At 71.4% G+C, this 20,155-nt stretch carries 18 protein-coding genes; 9 read left to right on the forward strand and 9 right to left on the reverse strand.

Annotation, left to right across the window (positions count from 1 at the left end; translation table 11 throughout):
* The first annotated feature begins 18 nt into the window (after positions 1-18).
* Entirely contained in the window at positions 19-561 is a 543-nt protein-coding gene (locus tag AB0259_RS09370; protein ID WP_366222080.1) for a pyridoxamine 5'-phosphate oxidase family protein, read from the forward strand.
* On the opposite strand, the gene AB0259_RS09375 is transcribed toward AB0259_RS09370, so the two are convergent.
* The 8 genes from AB0259_RS09375 to AB0259_RS09410 are packed head-to-tail and all read right to left on the reverse strand — an operon-like array spanning position 558 to position 10,587.
* Positions 558-3,062 (reverse strand): DUF3516 domain-containing protein, encoded by a 2,505-nt coding sequence (locus AB0259_RS09375; protein WP_366222079.1) that lies wholly within the window; start codon positions 3,060-3,062, stop codon positions 558-560. The genes AB0259_RS09370 and AB0259_RS09375 overlap by 4 nt on opposite strands.
* A 30-nt stretch (positions 3,063-3,092) precedes the next feature.
* Positions 3,093-4,292 carry a glycoside hydrolase family 3 N-terminal domain-containing protein gene (locus tag AB0259_RS09380; RefSeq protein ID WP_366222078.1) on the reverse strand — a complete coding sequence of 400 codons (1,200 nt, stop codon included), beginning with the start codon at positions 4,290-4,292 and terminating at the stop codon, positions 3,093-3,095.
* Between the two features lie 52 nt (positions 4,293-4,344).
* On the reverse strand, positions 4,345-5,802 hold the full coding sequence (locus tag AB0259_RS09385; RefSeq protein ID WP_366222076.1) for a cation acetate symporter: 1,458 nt from the start codon (positions 5,800-5,802) through the stop codon (positions 4,345-4,347).
* Positions 5,799-6,164, reverse strand: coding sequence for a heavy metal transporter (locus AB0259_RS09390; protein WP_366222074.1), 366 nt, complete (start codon positions 6,162-6,164; stop codon positions 5,799-5,801). Before AB0259_RS09390 ends, AB0259_RS09385 begins: the two co-directional genes overlap by 4 nt.
* Positions 6,161-6,880 carry a LytTR family DNA-binding domain-containing protein gene (locus AB0259_RS09395; protein ID WP_366222072.1) on the reverse strand — a complete coding sequence of 240 codons (720 nt, stop codon included), beginning with the start codon at positions 6,878-6,880 and terminating at the stop codon, positions 6,161-6,163. Before AB0259_RS09395 ends, AB0259_RS09390 begins: the two co-directional genes overlap by 4 nt.
* Positions 6,877-8,064, reverse strand: a complete 1,188-nt coding sequence (locus AB0259_RS09400) for a histidine kinase (RefSeq protein WP_366222070.1) — start codon at positions 8,062-8,064, stop codon at positions 6,877-6,879. Before AB0259_RS09400 ends, AB0259_RS09395 begins: the two co-directional genes overlap by 4 nt.
* Before the next feature lie 23 nt (positions 8,065-8,087).
* On the reverse strand, positions 8,088-8,324 hold the full coding sequence (locus tag AB0259_RS09405) for a YbdD/YjiX family protein (RefSeq protein WP_311286512.1): 237 nt from the start codon (positions 8,322-8,324) through the stop codon (positions 8,088-8,090).
* Between the two features lies 1 nt (position 8,325).
* Positions 8,326-10,587: a carbon starvation CstA family protein gene (locus tag AB0259_RS09410; protein WP_251577683.1), complete on the reverse strand. Its 2,262-nt coding sequence runs from the start codon at positions 10,585-10,587 to the stop codon at positions 8,326-8,328.
* Between the two features lie 194 nt (positions 10,588-10,781).
* Here AB0259_RS09410 and AB0259_RS09415 point away from each other — a divergent pair, with 194 nt between their 5' ends.
* The 8 genes from AB0259_RS09415 (at position 10,782) to AB0259_RS09450 (ending at position 19,057) form a co-directional block, all read left to right on the forward strand.
* The gene (locus AB0259_RS09415; RefSeq protein ID WP_366222067.1) at positions 10,782-11,090 is read left to right on the forward strand and encodes a GNAT family N-acetyltransferase; all 309 of its coding nucleotides are present in this window, start codon (positions 10,782-10,784) and stop codon (positions 11,088-11,090) included.
* A gap of 4 nt (positions 11,091-11,094) precedes the next feature.
* Entirely contained in the window at positions 11,095-12,066 is a 972-nt protein-coding gene (locus AB0259_RS09420; protein WP_366222065.1) for a pirin family protein, read from the forward strand.
* A 46-nt stretch (positions 12,067-12,112) separates the two neighbouring features.
* Positions 12,113-12,664 (forward strand): ECF transporter S component, encoded by a 552-nt coding sequence (locus tag AB0259_RS09425; protein ID WP_366222064.1) that lies wholly within the window; start codon positions 12,113-12,115, stop codon positions 12,662-12,664.
* Between the two features lie 37 nt (positions 12,665-12,701).
* Positions 12,702-14,471, forward strand: coding sequence for an ABC transporter ATP-binding protein (locus tag AB0259_RS09430; RefSeq protein ID WP_366222063.1), 1,770 nt, complete (start codon positions 12,702-12,704; stop codon positions 14,469-14,471).
* A complete protein-coding gene (locus AB0259_RS09435; RefSeq protein ID WP_251577673.1) occupies positions 14,468-15,271 on the forward strand; it encodes an energy-coupling factor transporter transmembrane component T in 804 nt (267 codons plus the stop codon). The genes AB0259_RS09430 and AB0259_RS09435 overlap by 4 nt, the downstream gene beginning before the upstream one ends.
* Positions 15,272-15,291: 20 nt before the next feature.
* Positions 15,292-16,128: a siderophore-interacting protein gene (locus AB0259_RS09440; RefSeq protein WP_366222062.1), complete on the forward strand. Its 837-nt coding sequence runs from the start codon at positions 15,292-15,294 to the stop codon at positions 16,126-16,128.
* A gap of 125 nt (positions 16,129-16,253) precedes the next feature.
* Positions 16,254-17,798: an APC family permease gene (locus AB0259_RS09445; RefSeq protein ID WP_366222061.1), complete on the forward strand. Its 1,545-nt coding sequence runs from the start codon at positions 16,254-16,256 to the stop codon at positions 17,796-17,798.
* A 20-nt stretch (positions 17,799-17,818) separates the two neighbouring features.
* A complete protein-coding gene (locus AB0259_RS09450) occupies positions 17,819-19,057 on the forward strand; it encodes a saccharopine dehydrogenase C-terminal domain-containing protein (RefSeq protein ID WP_366222060.1) in 1,239 nt (412 codons plus the stop codon).
* 74 nt (positions 19,058-19,131) lie between these two features.
* Here the strand turns inward: AB0259_RS09450 and iolG are convergent, their stop codons facing one another.
* Positions 19,132-20,142, reverse strand: coding sequence for an inositol 2-dehydrogenase (iolG, locus tag AB0259_RS09455; protein WP_366222058.1), 1,011 nt, complete (start codon positions 20,140-20,142; stop codon positions 19,132-19,134).
* Positions 20,143-20,155: the final 13 nt, after the last annotated feature.

Genomic DNA, 20,155 nt, shown 5'->3' on the forward strand with positions numbered 1-20,155 from the left:
CGGGAGCAGGATGGGAGTATGAACGAGCTCACGCGGTGGCTCCGCGCCCAACCTTCCCTCATCGGGTCGCCCCCACCTCTCGAGCTCTCCGACCTGCCGTCAGACCCCGTCACCCTGTTCGAGACGTGGATACGTCACGTCGCCCGGACCGGCGTCGCCGAACCGCGCGCGATGACCCTCGCGACAGCGGATGCCGCGGGCCTCCCCGACGCGCGCACCCTCATCCTCAAGGGAGTCGACACCGAAGGCTGGGCCTTCGCAGGACCACGCCGCTCCGAGAAGGGACGGCAGCTCGCGGACAACCCCGCCGCCGCGCTGAACTTCTGGTGGCAACCCCTCATGCGCGCCGTGCGGGTCCGCGGCCCCGTACGCGAGGCCGACCCCGAAGAGAGCGCGGCGGACGTCGCCGGCAGCCCGGCCGCAGCCCTCCACCAGGCCGGCGGTTGGGTGCTGTGGCGCCTCGTCCCCGACCGCATCGAGTTCTGGCAGGGCTCACCCGACCGCCGTCACGTCCGCATCGTCTACACCCACGACGGCGACGGCTGGACCCGCCAGGCCTAGAGCCGCACGACCTCGGTCACCCGCACGACCGCGGCGCCCTCGTCGACGGATGCCTCCAGGTCGACCTCTGCACGGATCCGCCAGTCGTGGTCGCCCGCCGGGTCGTCGATGATCTGCTCCACCCGCCACACACCCTCGGACGCCGACGACTCGTCGATGACGCACAACGCGGGGCTCCGAGCGGCGCCGCCGGTGAGGATCTCGTCATGATCGTCGAAGTACCGGTCCAGGACGTCGGGCCACGCGGCATCCGGATCCAGCTCGACCAGCGCATCGTCGTCCTGCAGCGCGGCCAGCTGCACCCGGCGGAACATCTCGTTGCGCACCAGCACGACGAACGCGCGACGGTTGGTGAGGATCGACGGCGGCGCCGGCGGCACGACCGGTGCTTCCGGGTCGTCCGCTGGATTCACCAGCGCGTTCCACTCGTCGACGAGACTCGAGTCCACCTGCCGCACCAGCTCGCCGAGCCACTCGATCAGGTCGAGCAGCTCGTCGGTGCGGGCCTCAGCGGGCACCGTCTGCCGGATCGCGCGGTACGCGTCGGACAGGTACCGCAGCACCAGGCCCTCGCTCCGCCCGAGCCCGTAGAACGAGACGAACTCGCCGAATGACATCGCCCGCTCGAACATGTCCCGCACGACCGACTTCGGCGACAGCTCGAAGTCGCGCACCCACGGCTGACTCGACGCGAACGTCTCATACGCCTGCGCCAGCAGCTCGGCCAGCGGCTTCGGCCACGTCACCGCCTCGAGCAGCTCCATGCGCTCGTCGTACTCGATGCCGTCGCGCTTCATCGCCGCGACCGCCTCGCCGCGCGCCTTGTACTCCTGCTGCGACAGGATCGCGCGCGGGTCGTCGAGCGTCGCCTCGATCACGCTCACCACGTCGAGCGCGTGATGACCGCTGCCGACGCCGGCGTCACCGGCATCCGGGTCGAGCAGATCGATCGCGGCGAGCGCGAACGGCGACAGCGGCTGGTTGAGCGCGAAGTTCGGCTGCAGGTCGACGGTGAGGCGGATGCCGTCGGCATCGGCCACGACGATGTCGGCCGCCACGAGGGTCCGGAACAGCGCAATCGCCCGGCGGGCCAGCTCGTACTTCCGGGCGCGCGGCTCGTGATTGTCGAAGACGAGCGACCGCACGTTCTCGAACACGTCGCCCCCACGGCCGATGACGTTGATGAGCATCGCGGAGGTCAGCTGCAACTGCGGCGAGAGCGGCTCGGGCTCGGCCGCGACCAGTCGCTCGAATGACCCCTCGCCCCAGTTCACGACGCCCGTCGGCGCCTTCTTGCGGACGATCTTCTTGCGCTTCGCGGCGTCGTCCCCCGCCTTCGCGAGCGCGACCGCGTTCTCGATCTCCCACTCGGGGGCCATCACGACGACGCTGCCGTGCGTGTCGAACCCGGCGCGCCCCGCACGACCGGCGATCTGATGGAACTCACGCGCCGACAGCTGACGCATCTTCGTGCCGTCGTACTTCGACAGCGCCGTGATCAGCACGGTCCGGATCGGGACGTTGATGCCGACGCCCAACGTGTCGGTGCCGCAGATGACGCGGAGCAGGCCGCGCTGCGCGAGCGTCTCGACGAGTCGGCGGTAGCGCGGCAGCATCCCCGCGTGATGCACGCCGATGCCCGCGCGCACCAGTCGGGACAGCGTCTTGCCGAAGCCGGTCGTGAAGCGGAAGCCGCCGATGGCGTCCGCGATCGCATCGCGCTGCTCGCGCGTCGTGACCTTCACGCTCGACAGCGCCTGCGCCCGCTCGAGGGCTGCCGCCTGCGAGAAGTGGACGATGTAGACCGGCGCCTCGCCGTTCTCGAGCAGCCCTTCGAGCACCTCATGGACCGGGCGGCGGGCGTAGGAGAAGTCGAGTGGGACCGGTCGCTCCGCGCCCGCGACGAGGGCGACCGGCCTCCCGGTGCGTCGCTCGAGATCGGTGGAGATCGCCGACACGTCGCCGAGGGTCGCCGACATGAGCAGGAACTGCGCCTTCGGCAGGAGCAGGAGCGGCACCTGCCACGCCCACCCCCGGTCGGGATCGCCGTAGTAGTGGAACTCGTCCATCACGACCTGGTCGATCTCCGCGTCGGGACCCAGCCGGAGCGCGGTGTTCGCCAGGATCTCGGCGGTGCAGCAGATGATCGGCGCGTCGGGGTTCACCGATGAATCGCCCGTGACCATGCCCACGGCATCCGGTCCGAAGATGTCCACGAGTGCGAAGAACTTCTCGCTGACGAGGGCTTTGATGGGCGCCGTGTAGTACGTGCGGCCCCCGCGAGCCAGGGATGCCGCGTGTGCCGCGACCGCGACGAGCGACTTTCCCGTGCCGGTGGGGGTCGCGAGGATCACGTTCGATCCGGACGCGAGCTCGATGATCGCCTCGTCCTGCGCCGGGTAGAGCTCGATGCCGCGCTCGAGCGTCCACTCGAGGAAGCCCTCGTAGACGGCGTCCGGGGTCGCCCCGACGGGGATGCGGTCCCGGAGCGTCGAGGTCATCCCTCGAGTCTGCCGCACGGGGCCGGGTGGTCAGGGCATGTCGGCCTTCGCGGCGAGCACACGGGCTGCGGCCGCGTCGACCTGCGCGGCGAACTGCGGGTCGCTCTCCGCCTCGGCGAGCACGGCGTCGTACATCGCCGGGAACACCGACGGTTTCGCCGAGACCAGCACCACGTCGACGCCCGCGGAGATCGCGTCGACGGCGCGCTCCGCGGGCGTCCACGCCGACACCGCGACGGCCGCGGAGAGGTCGTCGGAGAACACCGCACCGTCGAACCCGACCTGGTCGCGCAGCACCTTCAGCACCTTCGGCGAGAACACCGCCGGACCCGACCCGTCGATGCGGTCGTAGATCGCCGACGAGACCATCACCGCGCTCGGTCCGGCCTCGACCAGCGGCCGATAGACGTCGACGTCGGCACCGTCGGCGGTCACGGTCGTGTCGACGACGTCCGCGGTGGTGTCGGTGTTGGCCGTGACGTGCCCGAGGCCCGGGAAGTGCTTGAAGGTGGGAAGGATGCCGGCAGCCCGCATCCCCTCGGCGAACGCCCCCGCCTTCGCCGTGACCGTCGCCGCGTCGTACCCGTACTGCCGGCCGTAGCCGCCGACGGGTGGGTTGTCGAAGCGGGTCGCCTCGCTTGTGACGATGTCGGCGACGGGTGCGAGGTCGAGGGTGACACCCGCGTCGGCGAGCTCGCGACCCCACCGCTCGGCCGACGCGCGGAGCTGGTCGGCCGACAGATCGGCCTGTCGGATGCCGTACGGCATCGCATCGAAGCCCCGACCCTGCAGCACCTGCACCTCGCCGCCCTCCTGGTCCGTCGCGACCCACAGCGGTGCGCCCTCGGGATGGTCGAGCGCCGTGAAGTCCGCCACGACGTCCGCGGTGGCGGCGACTCCTGCCCGTGACCGGCCGCTGAGGAAGACGCCGCCCGCATGACGATCCTCGACGGCGGCGAGAGTCGCGGGCGAAGCGGCGGTCGCCCGCGTTCCGACCATGAACAGCTGTCCGACACGCTCCTCGAGGGTGAGAGCGGCCACCGGGTCGGGGGTCGGGGACGGCGTGGGGCTCGCGGACGGGGTCGGCGTGGGGCTCGCGGACGGGGACGACGCCGACGGCGACGGCGACGCGGGCGTGGATGCGGAGGGCGGTGGCGCTGCGGCGCACCCGCCGAGCAGGGACACGACCAGGACCGCGCCGAGGACGCACCACCTCAGAGACCGACGCATGCGCACATTCTCCCTCGCCACGGAACGCGGAAGACGACGACGTCGGCGCGCCTCAGCCCCGGCCGGGGGTGTGCAGCCGCGCCAGGTAGGCGCCCGCGCGCACGGGCGCGCCCGCGCGGTCGGTGAGCGAGACGACGACGGTGACGGCGGTCGCGAGCGGGATGGTCCACGCCGCCGGCTGGGCGAGCAGCGGCGCGGCGAGCCCCACGCCGCCCACCGCCGCGTGGACGGCGAAGGCGGCTCCGCAGGCGACGCCACCGGTCACCATGCCCGACACGGCGCCGCGCGCCGTGAGCCTCGGCCACCAGATCGACAGCAGCAGCACGGGAGACAGAGCGGATGCCGCGAACACGAACACGACTCCGACGGAGGCGACCAGCCCCGCCGGCACGGTGAGCAGCGCGATCGCGAGCGGCACGAGGGCGACGACGACCGCCGACAGCCGGAAGGATCGGACCGAGCCGGAGAACACGTCCTGGCTGATGACGCCGGCGAGCGAGACGGTGAGCCCGGCCGAGGTCGCGAGGAACGCGGCGAACGCACCGGCGACGACGAGCGCCGTCAGCAGCTCGCCCGCCAGGCCCGGGAACACCCGCGCCGGCAGTACGAGCGCGACCGTGTCGGCGACCCCCGGCTGCGCGAGCTCGGGCGCCACCACTCTCGCGAGCAGCCCGATGACGCTCGAGACGGCGTAGAAGACGCTCACCATGACGATCACGAGGACCGTCGTCCGACGCCCGGACCCGCCGGTCGGGCTCGTGTAGAACCGCACGAGCACGTGCGGAAGCCCCATCGTGCCGAGCAGCAGCGCCAGCAGCAGCGAGCCGGCGGCATACGCATCGATGCCCGCCGGCCCTGCTTCGGCGGGAAAGACGACGAGCGGGTCGATCTCTCGAGCGCGGCCGTTCACGGCGAACACGATGAGCACCGCCGGGACGAGCAGCGCGGTCAGCTTCAGCCAGTACTGGAACGCCTGCACGTAGGTGATCGCCCGCATGCCTCCCGCGGCGGCCGCCGCCGCGACGAGCACGGCGACGAGGACGGCGCCCACCCAGGGCGGGATGTCCGCGACGACCTGCAGCGTGATCCCGGCGCCGTGCAGCTGCGGCACGATGTACAGCCATCCGATGAGCAGGCACGCGGCACTCGTCACCCGCCGTGCGAGGCGGGAATCCAGCCGCGCCTCCATGAAATCGGGGATCGTGTAGGCGCCGCTGCGCCGCAGCGGCGCCGCGACGAACAGCAGGACGAGCAGGTATCCGGCCGCGTACCCGATCGGGAACCAGAAGCCTTCCGCACCGCTGAGCAGGACGAGCCCGGACAGCCCCAGGAAGGTCCCCGCCGAGAGGTATTCGCCGCTGATCGCCGACGCGTTCCACACGGGGCGGACGGTGCGGGATGCCACGAAGAAGTCGCTCGTCGTGCGCGAGACCCGCAGGCCGTACGCGCCGATGAGGACGGTCGCGCCCACGACGGCGGCGACCGCGACGAGGTCGAGCAGCGCGTTCATGCGCCCTCGTCGCGCAGCGCCCGCCAGCGGCGCTCGTTGCGGTTCGCGCCGCGGACGTAGAGCACCGCGAACCCGGCGATCACCGGATAGAACCCGAACGCGTGCAGCAGCCACGACAGCGGCACGCCGAGCAGGACGATCTCGTCGAGCTCGGGGATGAGGGTGATGGCCAGCAGCAGCGCGACCGTGACGGTCACGAACCCGAGCAGCGTCCCGAGCGCGAGCCGCAGCTGCGACCGCCGCAGCGCACGGGCGTACGCCGCCTCGGCGTCGTCGACCGGCGCGCCCGGGAGGGCGATCCCCCGGGTCGGCGCGCCGGGACGTCCCGACCCCGCCGTCACCCGCACCCGTTCGCGTGTCACGACCCCGCCCGCCCGACGAGCGCCTCGCGGACGGCGGGAAGCAGTCGCCGACTGACCGGCAGGGCCGTCCCGTCCAGCCACACGGTCGGTTCCGCGCCCGAGAGCCGGACCTCGGTGACGGATGCCGCCCGCACGAGGAACGAGCGATGGATGCGGACGAAGCCGGCATCCGCCCACCTCGCCTCGAGGTCCGAGATGGGGATGCGGACCAGGTGCCCGGAGTCGCCGTCGGTGTGGAGCCGCGTGTAGTCGCCCTCGGCCCGCACCCAGCGCACGTCGCGCCGGTGCACGAACCGCACCGCCGACCCGACCGAGACGGGCAGGACTTCGTCGCTCTCGGCGGGACGGTCGTTCTCGGCGATGCGGTCGACGGCGCGACGGAGCCGCTCGACCCGCACGGGCTTGAGCAGGTAGTCGAGCGCCTGGAGTTCGAAGGCGTCGACGGCGTGCGCGTCGTCGGCGGTCACGAAGACGACCGCGGGTGGCGATGCGAGCGCTCGCAGGGCGGTGGCCAGGTCGAGTCCCGACAGACCGGGCATGTGGATGTCGAGGAACGCCGCCGCGACCGGTCGCTCGGTGAGCAGCCGCAGCGCCTCCGCGCCCGACGACGCCGTGAGCACCTCCCCGATCCGGTCGTCGGCGCGCAGCAGGAACGCCAGCTCGTCGAGGGCGGGCTTCTCGTCGTCGGCGACGAGGACGTCGATCACGACGCTCACTCCCCACCGCGCGTGAGGTGGTGCGGCTGCGACTTCGGGATCCGCATGCGGACGAGGGTACCGGCGCCGGGCGCCGTCTCGACGACCAGCCCGCCGTCGTCGCCGTAGAGCTGACGGAGCCGGGTGTCGACGTTCCGCAGTCCCACGTTGGTACCGTCGGCGGCACTCGTGAGGAGCGCGTGCAGGTTTTCGGGGTCCATCCCCGCACCGTCGTCCTCGACGGTGATCTCCGTATGCGTCGCGGCATCCTCCGAAGCGATGAGGATCGTGCCGCCGCCCTCCCCCGGTTCGAGTCCGTGCCGGACGGCGTTCTCGACGAGGGGCTGCACGGACAGGAACGGGATGACGGTCGCCAGCGTCTCGGGCGAGATCCGCAGCGTCACCGAGAGCCGTCCTCCGAAGCGAGCGTGCTCGAGCTCGAGGTAGGAGTGGATGCTGCGCAGTTCCTCTGCGAGCGTCGTGAACTCGCCCTGGCGTCGGAACGAGTACCGGGTGAAATCGGCGAACTCCAGGACCAGCTCGCGCGCCCGCGGCGGGTCGGTGGTGATGAACGAGGCGATCGCGGTCAAGGCGTTGTAGATGAAGTGCGGCGAGATCTGCGCGCGCAGGGAGCGCAGATCGGCCTCGGCCAGGGCCGCCCGCGACGCGTCGAGCTCGCCGAGGGTCGCCTGCGCGGCGCACCAGTCCGCCACCTCGCCGGCGGCGCGCACGAGCGCCGCCCGCACGGGCGCGGCGAAGGCGACGAGCACGCCGACGACCTCACCGTCCACGCGGATCGGCGCGCCGACGGCCTCGAGCCCGTCGCCGCCGTCCGCTCGGGGGAAGACGCGGCGCTTGCCCGTCTCGGTGACCTGCGCCGCGACGCGGCGGGCGGCGGCATCCAATCCTTCGGTCTGCCCGTCTCGCGCGACGATCACGTCGCCGACGACGAGGACGACGGCAGGACTGCCGAGCACCGCCCGCAGGTGTTTCGCGGCGCGGGCGACGTCGGGGGTGCCGAGACCGCCGCGCAGATAGGGGGCGGCGAGGCTCGCCTGGTGCAGGGCGCGATAGGTCGCCTCCTCCGCCTCGCTGCCGAGGCCGCCGGGTCCGCGGGCGTAGCGGCGCGCGAGCAGGAGCAGGGCGGACAGCACGATGCCGCCGACCACGCCGAGCAGGGCGGCGAGGACGACGGCATCGGTCATGCGACGAGCCTAGATCGCGGGCGTCAGCAGCAGCGGGCGCCCGGGTTGCGGTCCTGGTCGTCCATCTTCTGGCGCCAGAACTGCCGCTCGGTCATCGGCTCCTCCCCCGGGTGCACGCGCCGATGGTGCGCGACATACGTCGCGTAGGCCGTGTCGCCCATGAGGGTGGTCATGTACCAGCGGATGCCGCGGCCCGCCCGCACGACGAGGTCGAGCATCGCCCGCATCGGCGAGACCGCGGCATCCGTCCGAGTACTCATGTCAGTGCCGGTTCGTCGCGCGCTCGTCGGCGAGGATGGGGTCCCACCGCTTCTCGAGCTCACGCTCGGAGGGGGTGGCGAGGAACCCGGCGGGTGCGAAGCGGCGCGAGGGCACCGGCTCGTCCTCGTGGTTCTCACCGCCGCCGCGGCGGATCGCCGTGATGGTGACGATGACGGCGGCCACGATCACGATGATGGCGAGCGTCACGAACACGATCGACAGGGTGCCCTGCACGAAGGTGTTGCGGATGACGGCGCCCATGACCTCGGGGGTGCCGAGGGTCGTGTCGCCGGCGGCCAGCGCGTCGCGGTAGCGGAAGTGGTTCGACCAGTATCCGATCGCCGGGTTCGGCGAGAAGATCTTGTACGCCGACGCGGTGATCGTGACGACCGCCGCGAACGCGAGCGGCAGGGCCACGATCCACAGCCAGCGCACGAACGACGGACCCCGCTTCGCGATGATCGCGAGCACCACGGCGAGTGCGATCGCGGCGAGCAGCTGGTTCGCGATGCCGAACAGCGGGAAGAACGTGTTGATGCCGCCGAGCGGGTCGGTGACGCCGAGGATGAGGATCGCTCCCCAGCCGGCGACCATGATCGCCGTCGTGATCCACACGCCCGGGCGCCACGAGACGTCGCGGAACTTCGGGACCCAGTGGCCGATCGAGTCCTGCAGCATGAAGCGCGCGACGCGGGTACCGGCATCCACCGCCGTGAGGATGAACAGAGCCTCGAACATGATCGCGAAGTGGTACCAGAACGCCATCATCGCGGGGCCGCCGAGGGCCTGCTGCATGATGTGCGCGAGACCGAGCGCGAGGGTCGGCGCACCGCCGGTGCGCGAGACGATCGACTCCTCGCCCACCGCGGCCGCCGTGCTCGTGAGCATCTCGGGCGTGAGGTTCACCCCGGTGATGCCGAGCGAGTTCACGAACGCGACCGCACCCTCCACGGTGCCCTGCGTGGCCGCGGCCGACGCGTTCATCGCGTAGTAGATGCCCTGGTCGATCGAGATCGCGGCGACGAGGGCCATGATCGCGACGAACGACTCCATGATCATCCCGCCGTAGCCGATGAAGCGCGTCTGGCGCTCCTTCTCGACGAGCTTGGGGGTCGTGCCCGACGAGATCAGCGCATGGAAGCCCGAGAGAGCACCGCACGCGATGGTCACGAACAGGAAGGGGAAGAGCGGACCTGCGAACACCGGCCCGGTGCCCTCGAGAGCGAAGTCGGTGACGGCCGGGACGGTGATCTCGGGGCGCACCAGGACGATCGCGCCGGCGAGCATGACGATGACGCCGATCTTCATGAACGTCGACAGGTAGTCGCGAGGGGCGAGCAGCAGCCATACGGGGAGGACCGCCGCGATGAAGCCGTAGATGATGATGCCCCACGCGATGACGGTGCGGTCGAGGTGCAGGAACTCCTGACCCCACGCGGTCTCGGCGACCCAGCCGCCGGCGACGATCGCGGCGATCAGCAGGACGAAGCCGATGATGGAGACCTCGGTCACCTTGCCGGGGCGCAGGTAGCGCAGGTACAGACCCATGAACAGGGCGATCGGGATCGTCATCGACACCGAGAAGACACCCCAGGGGCTCTCGCCGAGCGCGTTGACGACGACGAGGGCGAGGATCGCGACGATGATCAGCATGATCAGCAGCGAGGCGACGATCGCGGCGGTGCCGCCGATGCGGCCGAGCTCCTGACGGGCCATCTGACCGATCGTGCGGCCGCCGCGGCGCATGGAGAAGAAGAGGACGGTGTAGTCCTGCACGGCGCCCGCGAGGACGACGCCCACGATGATCCAGATGGTGCCGGGGAGGAAGCCCATCTGCGCCGCGAGAACGGGGCCGACGAGCGGGCCGGCGCCGGCGATGGCGGCGAAGTGGTGACCGTAGAGGACTCGGCGGTCGGTCGGGACGTAGTCCTTGCCGTCCTGCTTGACCTCGGCGGGGGTGGCGCGCCGGTCGTCGGGACGCAGCAGGTGCTTCTCGATGACCTTCGAGTAGAAGCGATAGCCGATGAGATAGGTGGCGACGGCCGCGAACACGAACCAGATCGCGTTGACGGTCTCACCGCGGACGATCGCGAGCATCGTCCAGCCGAGACCGCCGGCGAGGGCGATGGCGGCCCAGATGACGATCTTCAGCGGCGTCCAGCGGCCGTCCTTGGTCTTCTGCTCCTCGGTGAGGGCGACGGGGGGAAGCGAGGGATCGGGTTCGAGCGTGGCGGCCTTGCCACGGCGCGACGGTGCAGACATGGGCGACTCCTTCAGGGCGCGTCTTTGCGTACGAGCCAGGGTAGGAAGACGGATGCCGCGGCCACGGCCGCTCCGCCGCATCGCTGCGACGAGCGGCGCGACCCGCGCGACGAACGGCAGGGCGGACCGGCTCGGTCCTGGCGGGAAGACGGACGGGCCGCATACGGTTGACCCACACGACAGAGGGGGTCCCCGTGGCACACGACGCCGCACCGACGGTCACGCGCAACGACGAGAGGAACCGCTATGAGATCCACGTCGACGGCGCGGTGGCCGGGTACACGCTCATCACCACCGACGACGCCGGCCGCACCGTGATGCCCCACACCAAGATCGATCCCGCCTACAAGGGCCAGGGACTGGGCAGGATCCTCGTCTCCGAGGCCCTTGCCGACCTCGCGGGGCGCGACGCGGAGGTCGTGCCCACGTGTCCCTTCGTGGCCGGCTACCTCGCGGAGAACGACGTGCCCGGCCTGACCGTCGCCTCACCCGACACGGAGTGACCCGATGACCCGCCTCGACGCCGACCCCACCGAGACCGTCGATGCCCCGGCATCCTGCGACGGACCCCGGTCACTGCTGCTGGCTCCCCGGGAGGTGCCGCTCGGCGGAGTGCGCGGCATGCAGGTGTACCGCACGCTGCCGCAACGCGAGCTGCCGATGGTGGGCGCCTGGTGCTTCCTCGACCGGTTCGGCCCGCAGGTGACCACGATGCGCGTCGAGCCCCATCCGCACATCGGACTGCAGACGGTCACCTGGCCGTTCGCCGGCGAGACGCGCCACCGCGACACGATCGGCTCCGACGTCGTCATCAAGCGCGGTCAGCTGAACATCATGACCAGCGGCGCCGGCATCGCGCACTCCGAGTACTCCGTCGGGGATGAGCCCACCGTCACCGACGCGCTCCAGCTCTGGGTCGCCCTGCCCGAGTCGCGCCGACACGGCGAGCCGGACTTCGAGCGGCACACCGAGCTCCCGATCGTCGAACTGGGCGAGGGCGCGGCGGCCGTCGTCGTGGTCGGCGAGCTCGCCGGCATCCGCTCCCCCGCCACCATGTACACACCCATCGTCGGCGCGGAGGTCTTCATCCCGGCCGGAGCGCGCATCCGGATCCCCCTCGACCCCGCGTGGGAACACGCGATCGTGGGCGTCGACGGTGCGCCGATCGTCCACTCCGCCGATGAACCGGTCACGCTGGGCGACAACGACCTGCTCTACCTCGGCATCGACCGCGAGGAGATCGAGATCGGCGCACCCACCGACGTGACGGTCTTCGTGCTCGGCGGCGAGCCGTTCGAGAGCGACATCGTGATGTGGTGGAACTTCGTCGGACGCAGCCACGACGAGATCGTCGCCGCACGCGAGGAGTGGGAGGCCGACACCCCTCGGTTCGGGCACGTCGTCAGCCACGGCGACGAGCGCATCCCGGCGCCGCCGCTGCCCACGGTCCGACTCACGAAACGGCGTCGCCGCACCTGATTTTGCACGGCCCGGCAGGCTCTTCCCCGCGGATAGCCTTGAATCCGTGACCCGCACACTCCTCTCGACACGCGTGCTGCTGGTGTGCGCCGCGCTCGGAGTCGCGACGGGTCTGCTGGGCGGCGTGGCCGGGGCGATCACCCCGCTCGTGCTCGCCGCCGCACCGTGGGCCTACGGCCTCGTGCTCGGGTCGCACGTGCTGCCCGGGATCATCGCGCAGCAGGTGTTCCGACTGCCCCTGGTCGCCGTCACGACACACGTGCTCGCCGCCCTCGTCGCGAGCGCCGTCAACCCGGCGTGGATCGGCCGGTTCCTGGGCACAGCGCTGCTGTTCGGCGCGATCCAGGAGGGTGTCGCCGCTCTCACCCGCTACCGCGCCTGGGGCGTGTGGCGCTTCTTCGCCGCCGCGCTCCTGATCGGGGTCGTCGTCGCGGGCGTCGTGTTCTTCGCCGCCGATCTCGCGGCGCTCCCGCTGTGGGCGCAGATCGCCTACCTGGTCATCGCGCTCGCCGGCCCCGTCGTGTGGACGGCAGCGGGACTCGGGGTGGGCGAGAGGCTCCGCCGGGCCGGCGTGGCGCGTGGAGTTAGGGCAGGCTAAGCTCAGCCGCGACCCGCCCCCTCGGTTTGGACCTCCCGTGAGCTCTGCCGCCTCCGGCCCCACCACGGCGCAGGCGGCCCGCGACGACGGGGCGCCGACGCCGGTGCTGCGCGTGCGCGGAGTCTCGATCACCCACGAGGGAGCGGATGCCGCCGTTCCGGCATCCGTCACCTTCGACATCGCCCCCGGCGAGGTCGTGCTCCTGCTCGGCCCGAGCGGATCGGGCAAGTCCACCCTCGCGCTCGCGACCAACGGGCTCATCCCGCAGTCGGTGCCCGCCGAGCTGACCGGTACCGTCGCCGTCCGAGGGATGTCGACGGTCGACACCCCCGTCGCACGCCTGGCCGGTCACGTCGGCATGGTGTTCCAGGATCCCGACGCGCAGCTGATCACCGGCACCGTCTTCGACGATGTCGCCTTCGGTCCCGAGAACCTGCGGATGCCGGTGGCCGACGTGCTCGCCCGCACCGAACGCGCGCTGCGCCAGGTCGGGCTGTGGGAGCGGCGCGGCGAGAACCCCGACCGGCTCTCGGGCGGCGGCAAGCAGCGCCTCGCGATCGCGTGTGCGCTCGCGATGGGATCGGAGCTGCTCGTCCTCGACGAGCCCACCGCGAACCTCGACCCCGCCGGGATCGAGGACGTCTACGACGCCCTGCGCGGCGTGGCCGCCCAGGGGCGCTCGATCCTGCTCGTCGAGCACAACCTCGACGCCGCGGTCGGCCTCACCGACCGCGTCGTCGTGCTCGACGCGACGGGACGGTCCGTCGCCGACGGCACCGTCGATGACGTGCTGCGCGGACGCGCCGAGGAGCTCGACACGCTCGGCGTATGGCTCCCGGTCTCGACGATGGCCGCGCTCGCGCTGCGACGGGCGGGGTGGGACCTGCCCCGCACGCCGCTCATCCCCGCGGAGCTGGCGGAGTCGCTCGAGGCCGCCGAGGCGCCGGTTCCGAGTCCCGTCTCCGCGCCCCCGAGCGGGGCTCCGAGCATCGGCGGCGGCGAGAGCACGGCGATCGAGGTGCGGGGGCTCACGCTGTGGCGTGGGCGCCGGACCGTGCTGCACGACATCGACCTGACCGTTCGGACGGGCGAGTTCGTCGCCGTCGTCGGTTCGAACGGGGCGGGCAAGACGACACTCGTGCAGACGATGGCCGGGGTCATCCCGCCGCCGCGCGGCGCGGTGCGGGTGGACGGCGCGGACCCTGCGCGGACGAGCCTGCGCGACCTGTCCCGCCGCATCGGCTTCGTCTTCCAGAACCCCGAACACCAGTTCATCGCGCACACCGTCTTCGACGAGCTCGCCCACGGGCTCCGGGGGCGGGGGATGTCCGACGACGAGGTCCGGGAGCGGACGACCGCGATGCTCGAGCGGTTCGGCCTGGAGGGCAAGGGCGAGGTGCACCCGTTCCTCCTGTCGGGCGGACAGAAGCGTCGACTCTCGGTCGGGACCGCGCTCATCGCGGGTGCGCCGATCCTCGCCCTCGACGAGCCGACCTTCGGGCAGGACCGCGCCCGTGCCGACGAGCTGCTGCGCCTGCTGCGGGACCTCAACGAGACGGGCACGACGATCGTCGTCGTCACGCACGACATGCAGCTCGTCGCCGAGTACGCCCACCGCACGGTCGTCGTCCACGACGGTCGGATCCGGGCGGATGCCGCCACCGCCGACGTCTTCTCCGACGAGACGCTCCTGCGCGAGAGCGGGTTGCGCCGCCCGACGCTGCAGTCGGCGCTGCGAGGCGTGACGCGGCATCCCGAGCTCGCCTCCGTCACCGCGCTCCGCGCGCTCGGTGGAGGTGCGACGTGACCGCCGTCGCGGATCCGTACGCCGACGCCGCGGCCCGGGGTCTGCTCGCGCGCATCGGTCCGCTGGCGAAGCTCGCGGCGCCGCTCCCGGCGATGGCCGTGCTGGTCTTCGCGCGCGACCTGGTCACCCCGCTCGCCTTCCTCGCGGTCGCCTATCTGGTCATCTTCGTCGGAGCTCGCGTGTCGGCGCGGGTTGCCGCGCTGCTGCTCCTCGGCATCCCGACCGGGGCGGCGGTGATCGGCCTGTCGCTGGGACTCTGGGTCGACAGCGACCTGGTCGACGGCACCGATCCAGTCCTCTCGGTCGGCGCGTGGTCGCTCTACTCCGGCGCCGTCGACGTCGGCCTCGCCACAGGGGCGCGCCTCGCGGCGATCCTCGCGCTCGGACTCATCGCGGGGCTCACGACCTCGGGCCCCGACCTCGTGCGTGCGACGGTGCAGCAGCTGCGCGTGCCGTACCGCATCGGCTACGCCGCCCTCGCGGCGATCCGGTTCGTGCCGCGATTCGGGTACGAGCTCGAGGTGATCCGGCAGGCGCACCGGGTGCGGGGCGCGCACGGTGGGCGCGGTCCGTTCGCCGCCGTCGCGCGCTGGTGGGGTTACCTCGTCCCGCTCCTGGCCGGTGCGATCCGGCACGCCGAACGGGTCGCCCTCGCGATGGATGCCCGCGCCTTCGGCGCCCACCCCGACCGCACCGAGCGGCACCTGCTGCCCTGGCGGCCGCGCGACACCGTGTTCGTACTCGTCTTCTGGGCGGTCTCCGCCGCCCTTCTGACCGCCCTGTTCCCCTGGGGCCTCTGACCCTCGACGGAAGGATGCCGATGGCCCGCGCCAGCGCACTCGTGAAGCCCCCGCACCAGGAACTGCTGCACCTCAGGGTGCTGCGCACCGAGCGGCTCGCGCCGCACTGGATGCGCGTGACCCTCGGCGGCGGTGACATCGACCGGTTCACCGCCCGCGGCTTCGACCAATGGTTCCGCCTGTTCCTGCCGGTCGGCGGCGAAGCGGGGCTGGAGCGCATCCCGGCGAAGGCGAACACCCTCTTCGGCTACCTGCGCTACCTGCGCATCCCCGAGGGCGAGCGGCCCGTCATGCGCAACTACACGGTCCGCGCGTATCGGCCCGCGACGACGGATGCCGGTGCCGAGATCGACGTCGACTTCGTCCTGCACGGGCACGGCGACACGGCCGGGCCGGCCAGCGGATGGGCGGCGCGCGCAGAGGCCGGCGAGAGTGTCGTCATCCTCGACGAAGGACTCGGGTTCAACCCCGATCGCGGAGTCGAGGACGTGGTTCTCGTCGCCGACGAGACCGGCGTTCCCGCCGTCGCGGGGGTCCTCGCCTCTCTGCCCCCGACCGCCACGGGTGTCGCGATCCTCGAGGCGCCGACCGCCGACGACGTCCTCCCGCTCGAGGGGCCGGCAGGAGTCGAGATCCGCTGGCTCGTGCGCGAGGGCGGTGCTGAGCCGGGCACGATCGCTCTCGCAGAGCTCATGCGGCTGCCGGCGACATCCGGGGCGCACCACTTCATCGTGGGCGAGCAGACCCTGCCCACGGCCGGCCGGCGCCATCTCGTCTCGCAGGGCGTCGACAAGGCCGCGATCAGCTTCGTCGGGTACTGGCGCAGCGCGGGCGCCACGGAGAAGGTGGCTCGCTGACACCGAGTCTCGTGCGGCGTGGAACGCCGGTGCTAGGGTGAGGCCACTTCCCGCTCAGGACGGCGACGGCGCCGCCCGCGAACCCGGCCGCGGGAAGGCGGATCGCTTTCTCTGAGGAGGTCGTCGTGACCACGACGCCTGTGCATCTGACCCGTCCGGACGGCAAGGGCCTCGCCCGCGGCACTCTGGGCCTGTGGGGGTCGACCGTCATCGGCCTCGCCTCGACCGCCCCGGTCTACTCGCTCGTCGCGACACTCGGGTACGTCGTCCTCGCCGTCGGCGGGCAGGCGCCCATCGCGTTCGTGATCGCCTTCATCCCGATGCTCCTCATCGCCTTCGCCTATCGCGAGCTCAACAATGACGTGCCCGACTGCGGCACGACCTTCACCTGGGGCACGAAGGCGTTCGGGCCGTGGGTGGGTTGGATGGGCGGCTGGGGCGTCGCGATCGCCGGGATGATCGTGCTCGCGAATCTCGCCCAGGTCGCATCGATCTACTTCTGGGCCCTCCTCGGCCAGGAGTTCGAGGAGCCCAACGACTGGCGGATCGTCCTCGTCGCCGTCGCCTTCATCGCCGCGATGACCTACGTCTCCTGGCGCGGCGTCGAGATCGGCGAGCGCATCCAGAACGTGCTGCTCGGCATCCAGTACCTCGCGCTCATCGTCTTCGTGATCGCCGCTCTCAGTCAGTTCTTCTCCGGCTCGGCGCCGGGCCCGACCGCGTTCGACTGGCAGTGGCTGAACCCGTTCGCGTTCGGCGAGTGGGGCGGGTTCATCGAGGCGATCCTGCTCGCGATCTTCATCTACTGGGGCTGGGACACGTGCCTCGCGCTCAACGAGGAGACGAAGGACCCCAAGCGCATCCCGGGCCTCGCAGCCCTGCTGACCTGCGTGCTGCTGCTCGTCACCTACGTCTCGGTGACGATCGCGGCGATGATGTACGCCGGCATCGGCGAGGACGGCACGGGCCTCGGCAACGCCGACAACGCCGACGACTTCTTCCTGGCGATCAAGGACGGACTGCTGGGGCCCTGGGGCTGGCTGCTGGTGGTCGCCGTCCTCATCTCGGCCGTCTCCTCGACGCAGACGACGATCCTCCCGACCGCGCGCGGCACCCTCGCGATGGGTGTCTACCGGGCTCTCCCGGCGAGGTTCAAGGACGTCCACCCCCGCTACAAGACGCCCTCGTTCTCGACCCTCGTCATGGGCATCGTCGCGAGCGTCTACTACGTCGTGATGACCTCGCTCAGCGACGCGATCCTGCAGGACACGATCCTCTCGCTCGGCCTCGCGATCGCCTTCTACTACGCGATCACCGGCTACGCGTGCGTCTGGTACTTCCGGAAGGATCTGTTCCGCTCGGCGCGCGACACCTGGTTCAAGGGGGTGTTCCCCCTCGTCGGCGCCCTCATGCTGACCTACGCCTTCATCCAGTCGGCGATCGACATGCTGAACCCCGACTACGGCTACTCGGGCACCCTGCTCGGCGTCGGGTCGACCTTCGTCGTCGGCATCGGCGCCCTCGCCCTCGGCGTCGTGCTGATGTTCGTGTGGTTCCTCTTCCCGCGCTCGAAGCGGTTCTTCCGCGGCGAGAGCCTCAACCGGGAAACCCCGGTCCTCGTCCCCGACGACGCCGGCACGCTTCCCCGCTCCATCGACGGCGGCATCTGACCGCCCCCGAAAGGACCGTCATGCGCATCCTCATCATCGGCGCTGGCGGCGTCGGCAGCGCCGCCGCTCGCATCCTCCGCCGCCGCGACTTCTACGAGGCGGTGGTCGTCGCCGACTACGACCCTGCCCGCCCGCAGGCGCTCGTGGACGAGCTCGGCGACGAGCGGTTCACCGCGGCGCAGGTGGATGCCTCGAGCGCCCAGTCCGTGGCATCCCTGCTGCGCGAGCACTCCGCCACTCACGTGCTCAACGCCGTCGACCCCCGCTTCGTCATGCCGATCTTCGACGGCGCGTTCGCGGCCGGGGCGACGTACCTCGACATGGCGATGAGCCTGTCGCAGCGGCATCCGGAACGCCCCTACGAGAAGGTCGGTGTGAAGCTCGGCGACGAGCAGTTCGCCCAGGAACAGGAGTGGCAGGACGCCGGGCGACTCGCACTCGTCGGCATCGGCGTCGAGCCGGGGCTCTCGGACGTGTTCGCCCGGTACGCCGAGGATGAGCTCTTCGACGAGATCGACGAGCTGGGCGTCCGCGACGGCGCGAACCTCGTCGTCGCCGGCTACGACTTCGCACCCTCGTTCTCGATCTGGACGACGATCGAGGAGTGCCTGAACCCGCCCGTCATCTACGAGGAGGACAAGGGCTGGTACGTCACCGAGCCGTTCAGCGAGCCGGAGGTGTTCGACTTCCCCGAGGGCATCGGTCCCGTGGAGTGCGTCAACGTCGAGCACGAGGAGGTGCTCCTCATGCCGCGCTGGACGAAGGCGAAGCGCGTCACGTTCAAGTACGGCCTCGGTGACGAGTTCATCGAGGTGCTGCGCGTGCTCAACAAGCTCGGCCTCGACAAGACCGAGCCGCTGTCGGTGAAAGGGGTGCAGGTCTCACCGCGCGATGTCGTGGCGGCGGCCCTCCCCGACCCCGCCACCATCGGCGACAGGATGAGCGGCAAGACCTGCGCGGGCGTGTGGGTGACCGGCACCGGCAAGGACGGGAAGCCCCGCTCGACGTACCTGTACCACGTGGCCGACAACGCGGAGACGATGCGCGAGGACAACTCGCAGGCCGTCGTCTGGCAGACCGCGATCAATCCGGTCATCGCGCTCGAGCTGCTGGCCCGCGGCATCTGGTCGGGAACGGGCGTCCTCGGCCCCGAGGCGTTCGATGCGAAGCCGTTCCTCGAGCTGCTCGCGGCTCCGAAGCCCGAGGGCTACGGCTCGCCGTGGGGCATGCGGGAGCAGCCGCATCCGGTCGCGTCCTGACGGTCACACGTCGAGGTCCCGACCGGCCGGGGAAGATCGGCGGATCTCCGGCTCGGTCGGGACCTCGACGCGGGTCAGGAGAGGTCGACCTCGACCGTGACACCCTCGGTCGCCGAACGCTGCGCGGCGTTCGCCAGCAGGAGGGCCGCGCGACCGTCGTCGAAGGTCGGGCTCGCGGATTCCTCGCCTCGCACGAGGGCGATGAACTCCGCGAGTTCGGCGCGGTACGAAGGGGTGTAGCGGGTGACCATGGATGCCTCGAACGGCGCACCGGCCGCGACACCGTTCGCGTTCGACAGACTGACGAGGCTCGTGCCCTGGTTGGCGACGGTCAGGTCGCCGTCGCTGCCGTACGCCTCGATGCGCTGGTCGTAGCCGGTCGTGCTGTGCCGCGAGTTGATGATCGTGACGAGCGCCCCGGACGCCGACTTGAGGATCGCCGTGGTCGTGTCGAAGTCGCCGTGCCGGCGCGCACCCTCGTCGAACGTGGTCGTGCCGAACGCGGTCACCGCGACGATGTCGGGCAGGAAGTAGCGTGCCATGTCGAAGTCGTGGATCGTCATGTCGCGGAAGATCCCGCCCGAGACGGCGACGTACTCCGCCGGCGGGGCGGCGGGGTCGCGGCTGATGATGGTCAGCTGCTCGAGACGGCCGATCTCGCCCGCCGCGACCCGGGCCCGGGCGGTGTGGAAGCCGGGGTCGAAGCGGCGGTTGAAGCCGAGCGCGACGGGCACACCGGCGGCGGCGACGACGGGACGCAGCGCCTCGACGCGGTCGATGTCGAGGTCGATCGGCTTCTCGCACAGGACCGGGATGCCGGCCTCCACCGCGGCGCGGATCAGGTCGACGTGCGTGGGCGTCGGCGAGGCGACGAGCACGGCGTCGACCTCGCCCGAGGCGAACACCTCGGCGGGGTCGGTCGTCGTCTTCCCGCCGTACTGCGCAGCGAGGCGCTCGGCGCCGTCGACGAACGGGTCGGCGATCCACGCGAGTTCGGCGTCGGGGGATGCCGCGATGCTCGCGGCGTGCACCTGGCCGATGCGTCCGGAGCCGAAGAGTCCGAAGCGGACGGGGGTGGCGGTCATGTCGTTCCTGTTC

It is taken from the genome of Microbacterium sp. NPDC080005 (genome assembly GCF_040702445.1).
In the GTDB taxonomy this organism is placed as follows: domain Bacteria; phylum Actinomycetota; class Actinomycetes; order Actinomycetales; family Microbacteriaceae; genus Microbacterium; species Microbacterium oleivorans_D.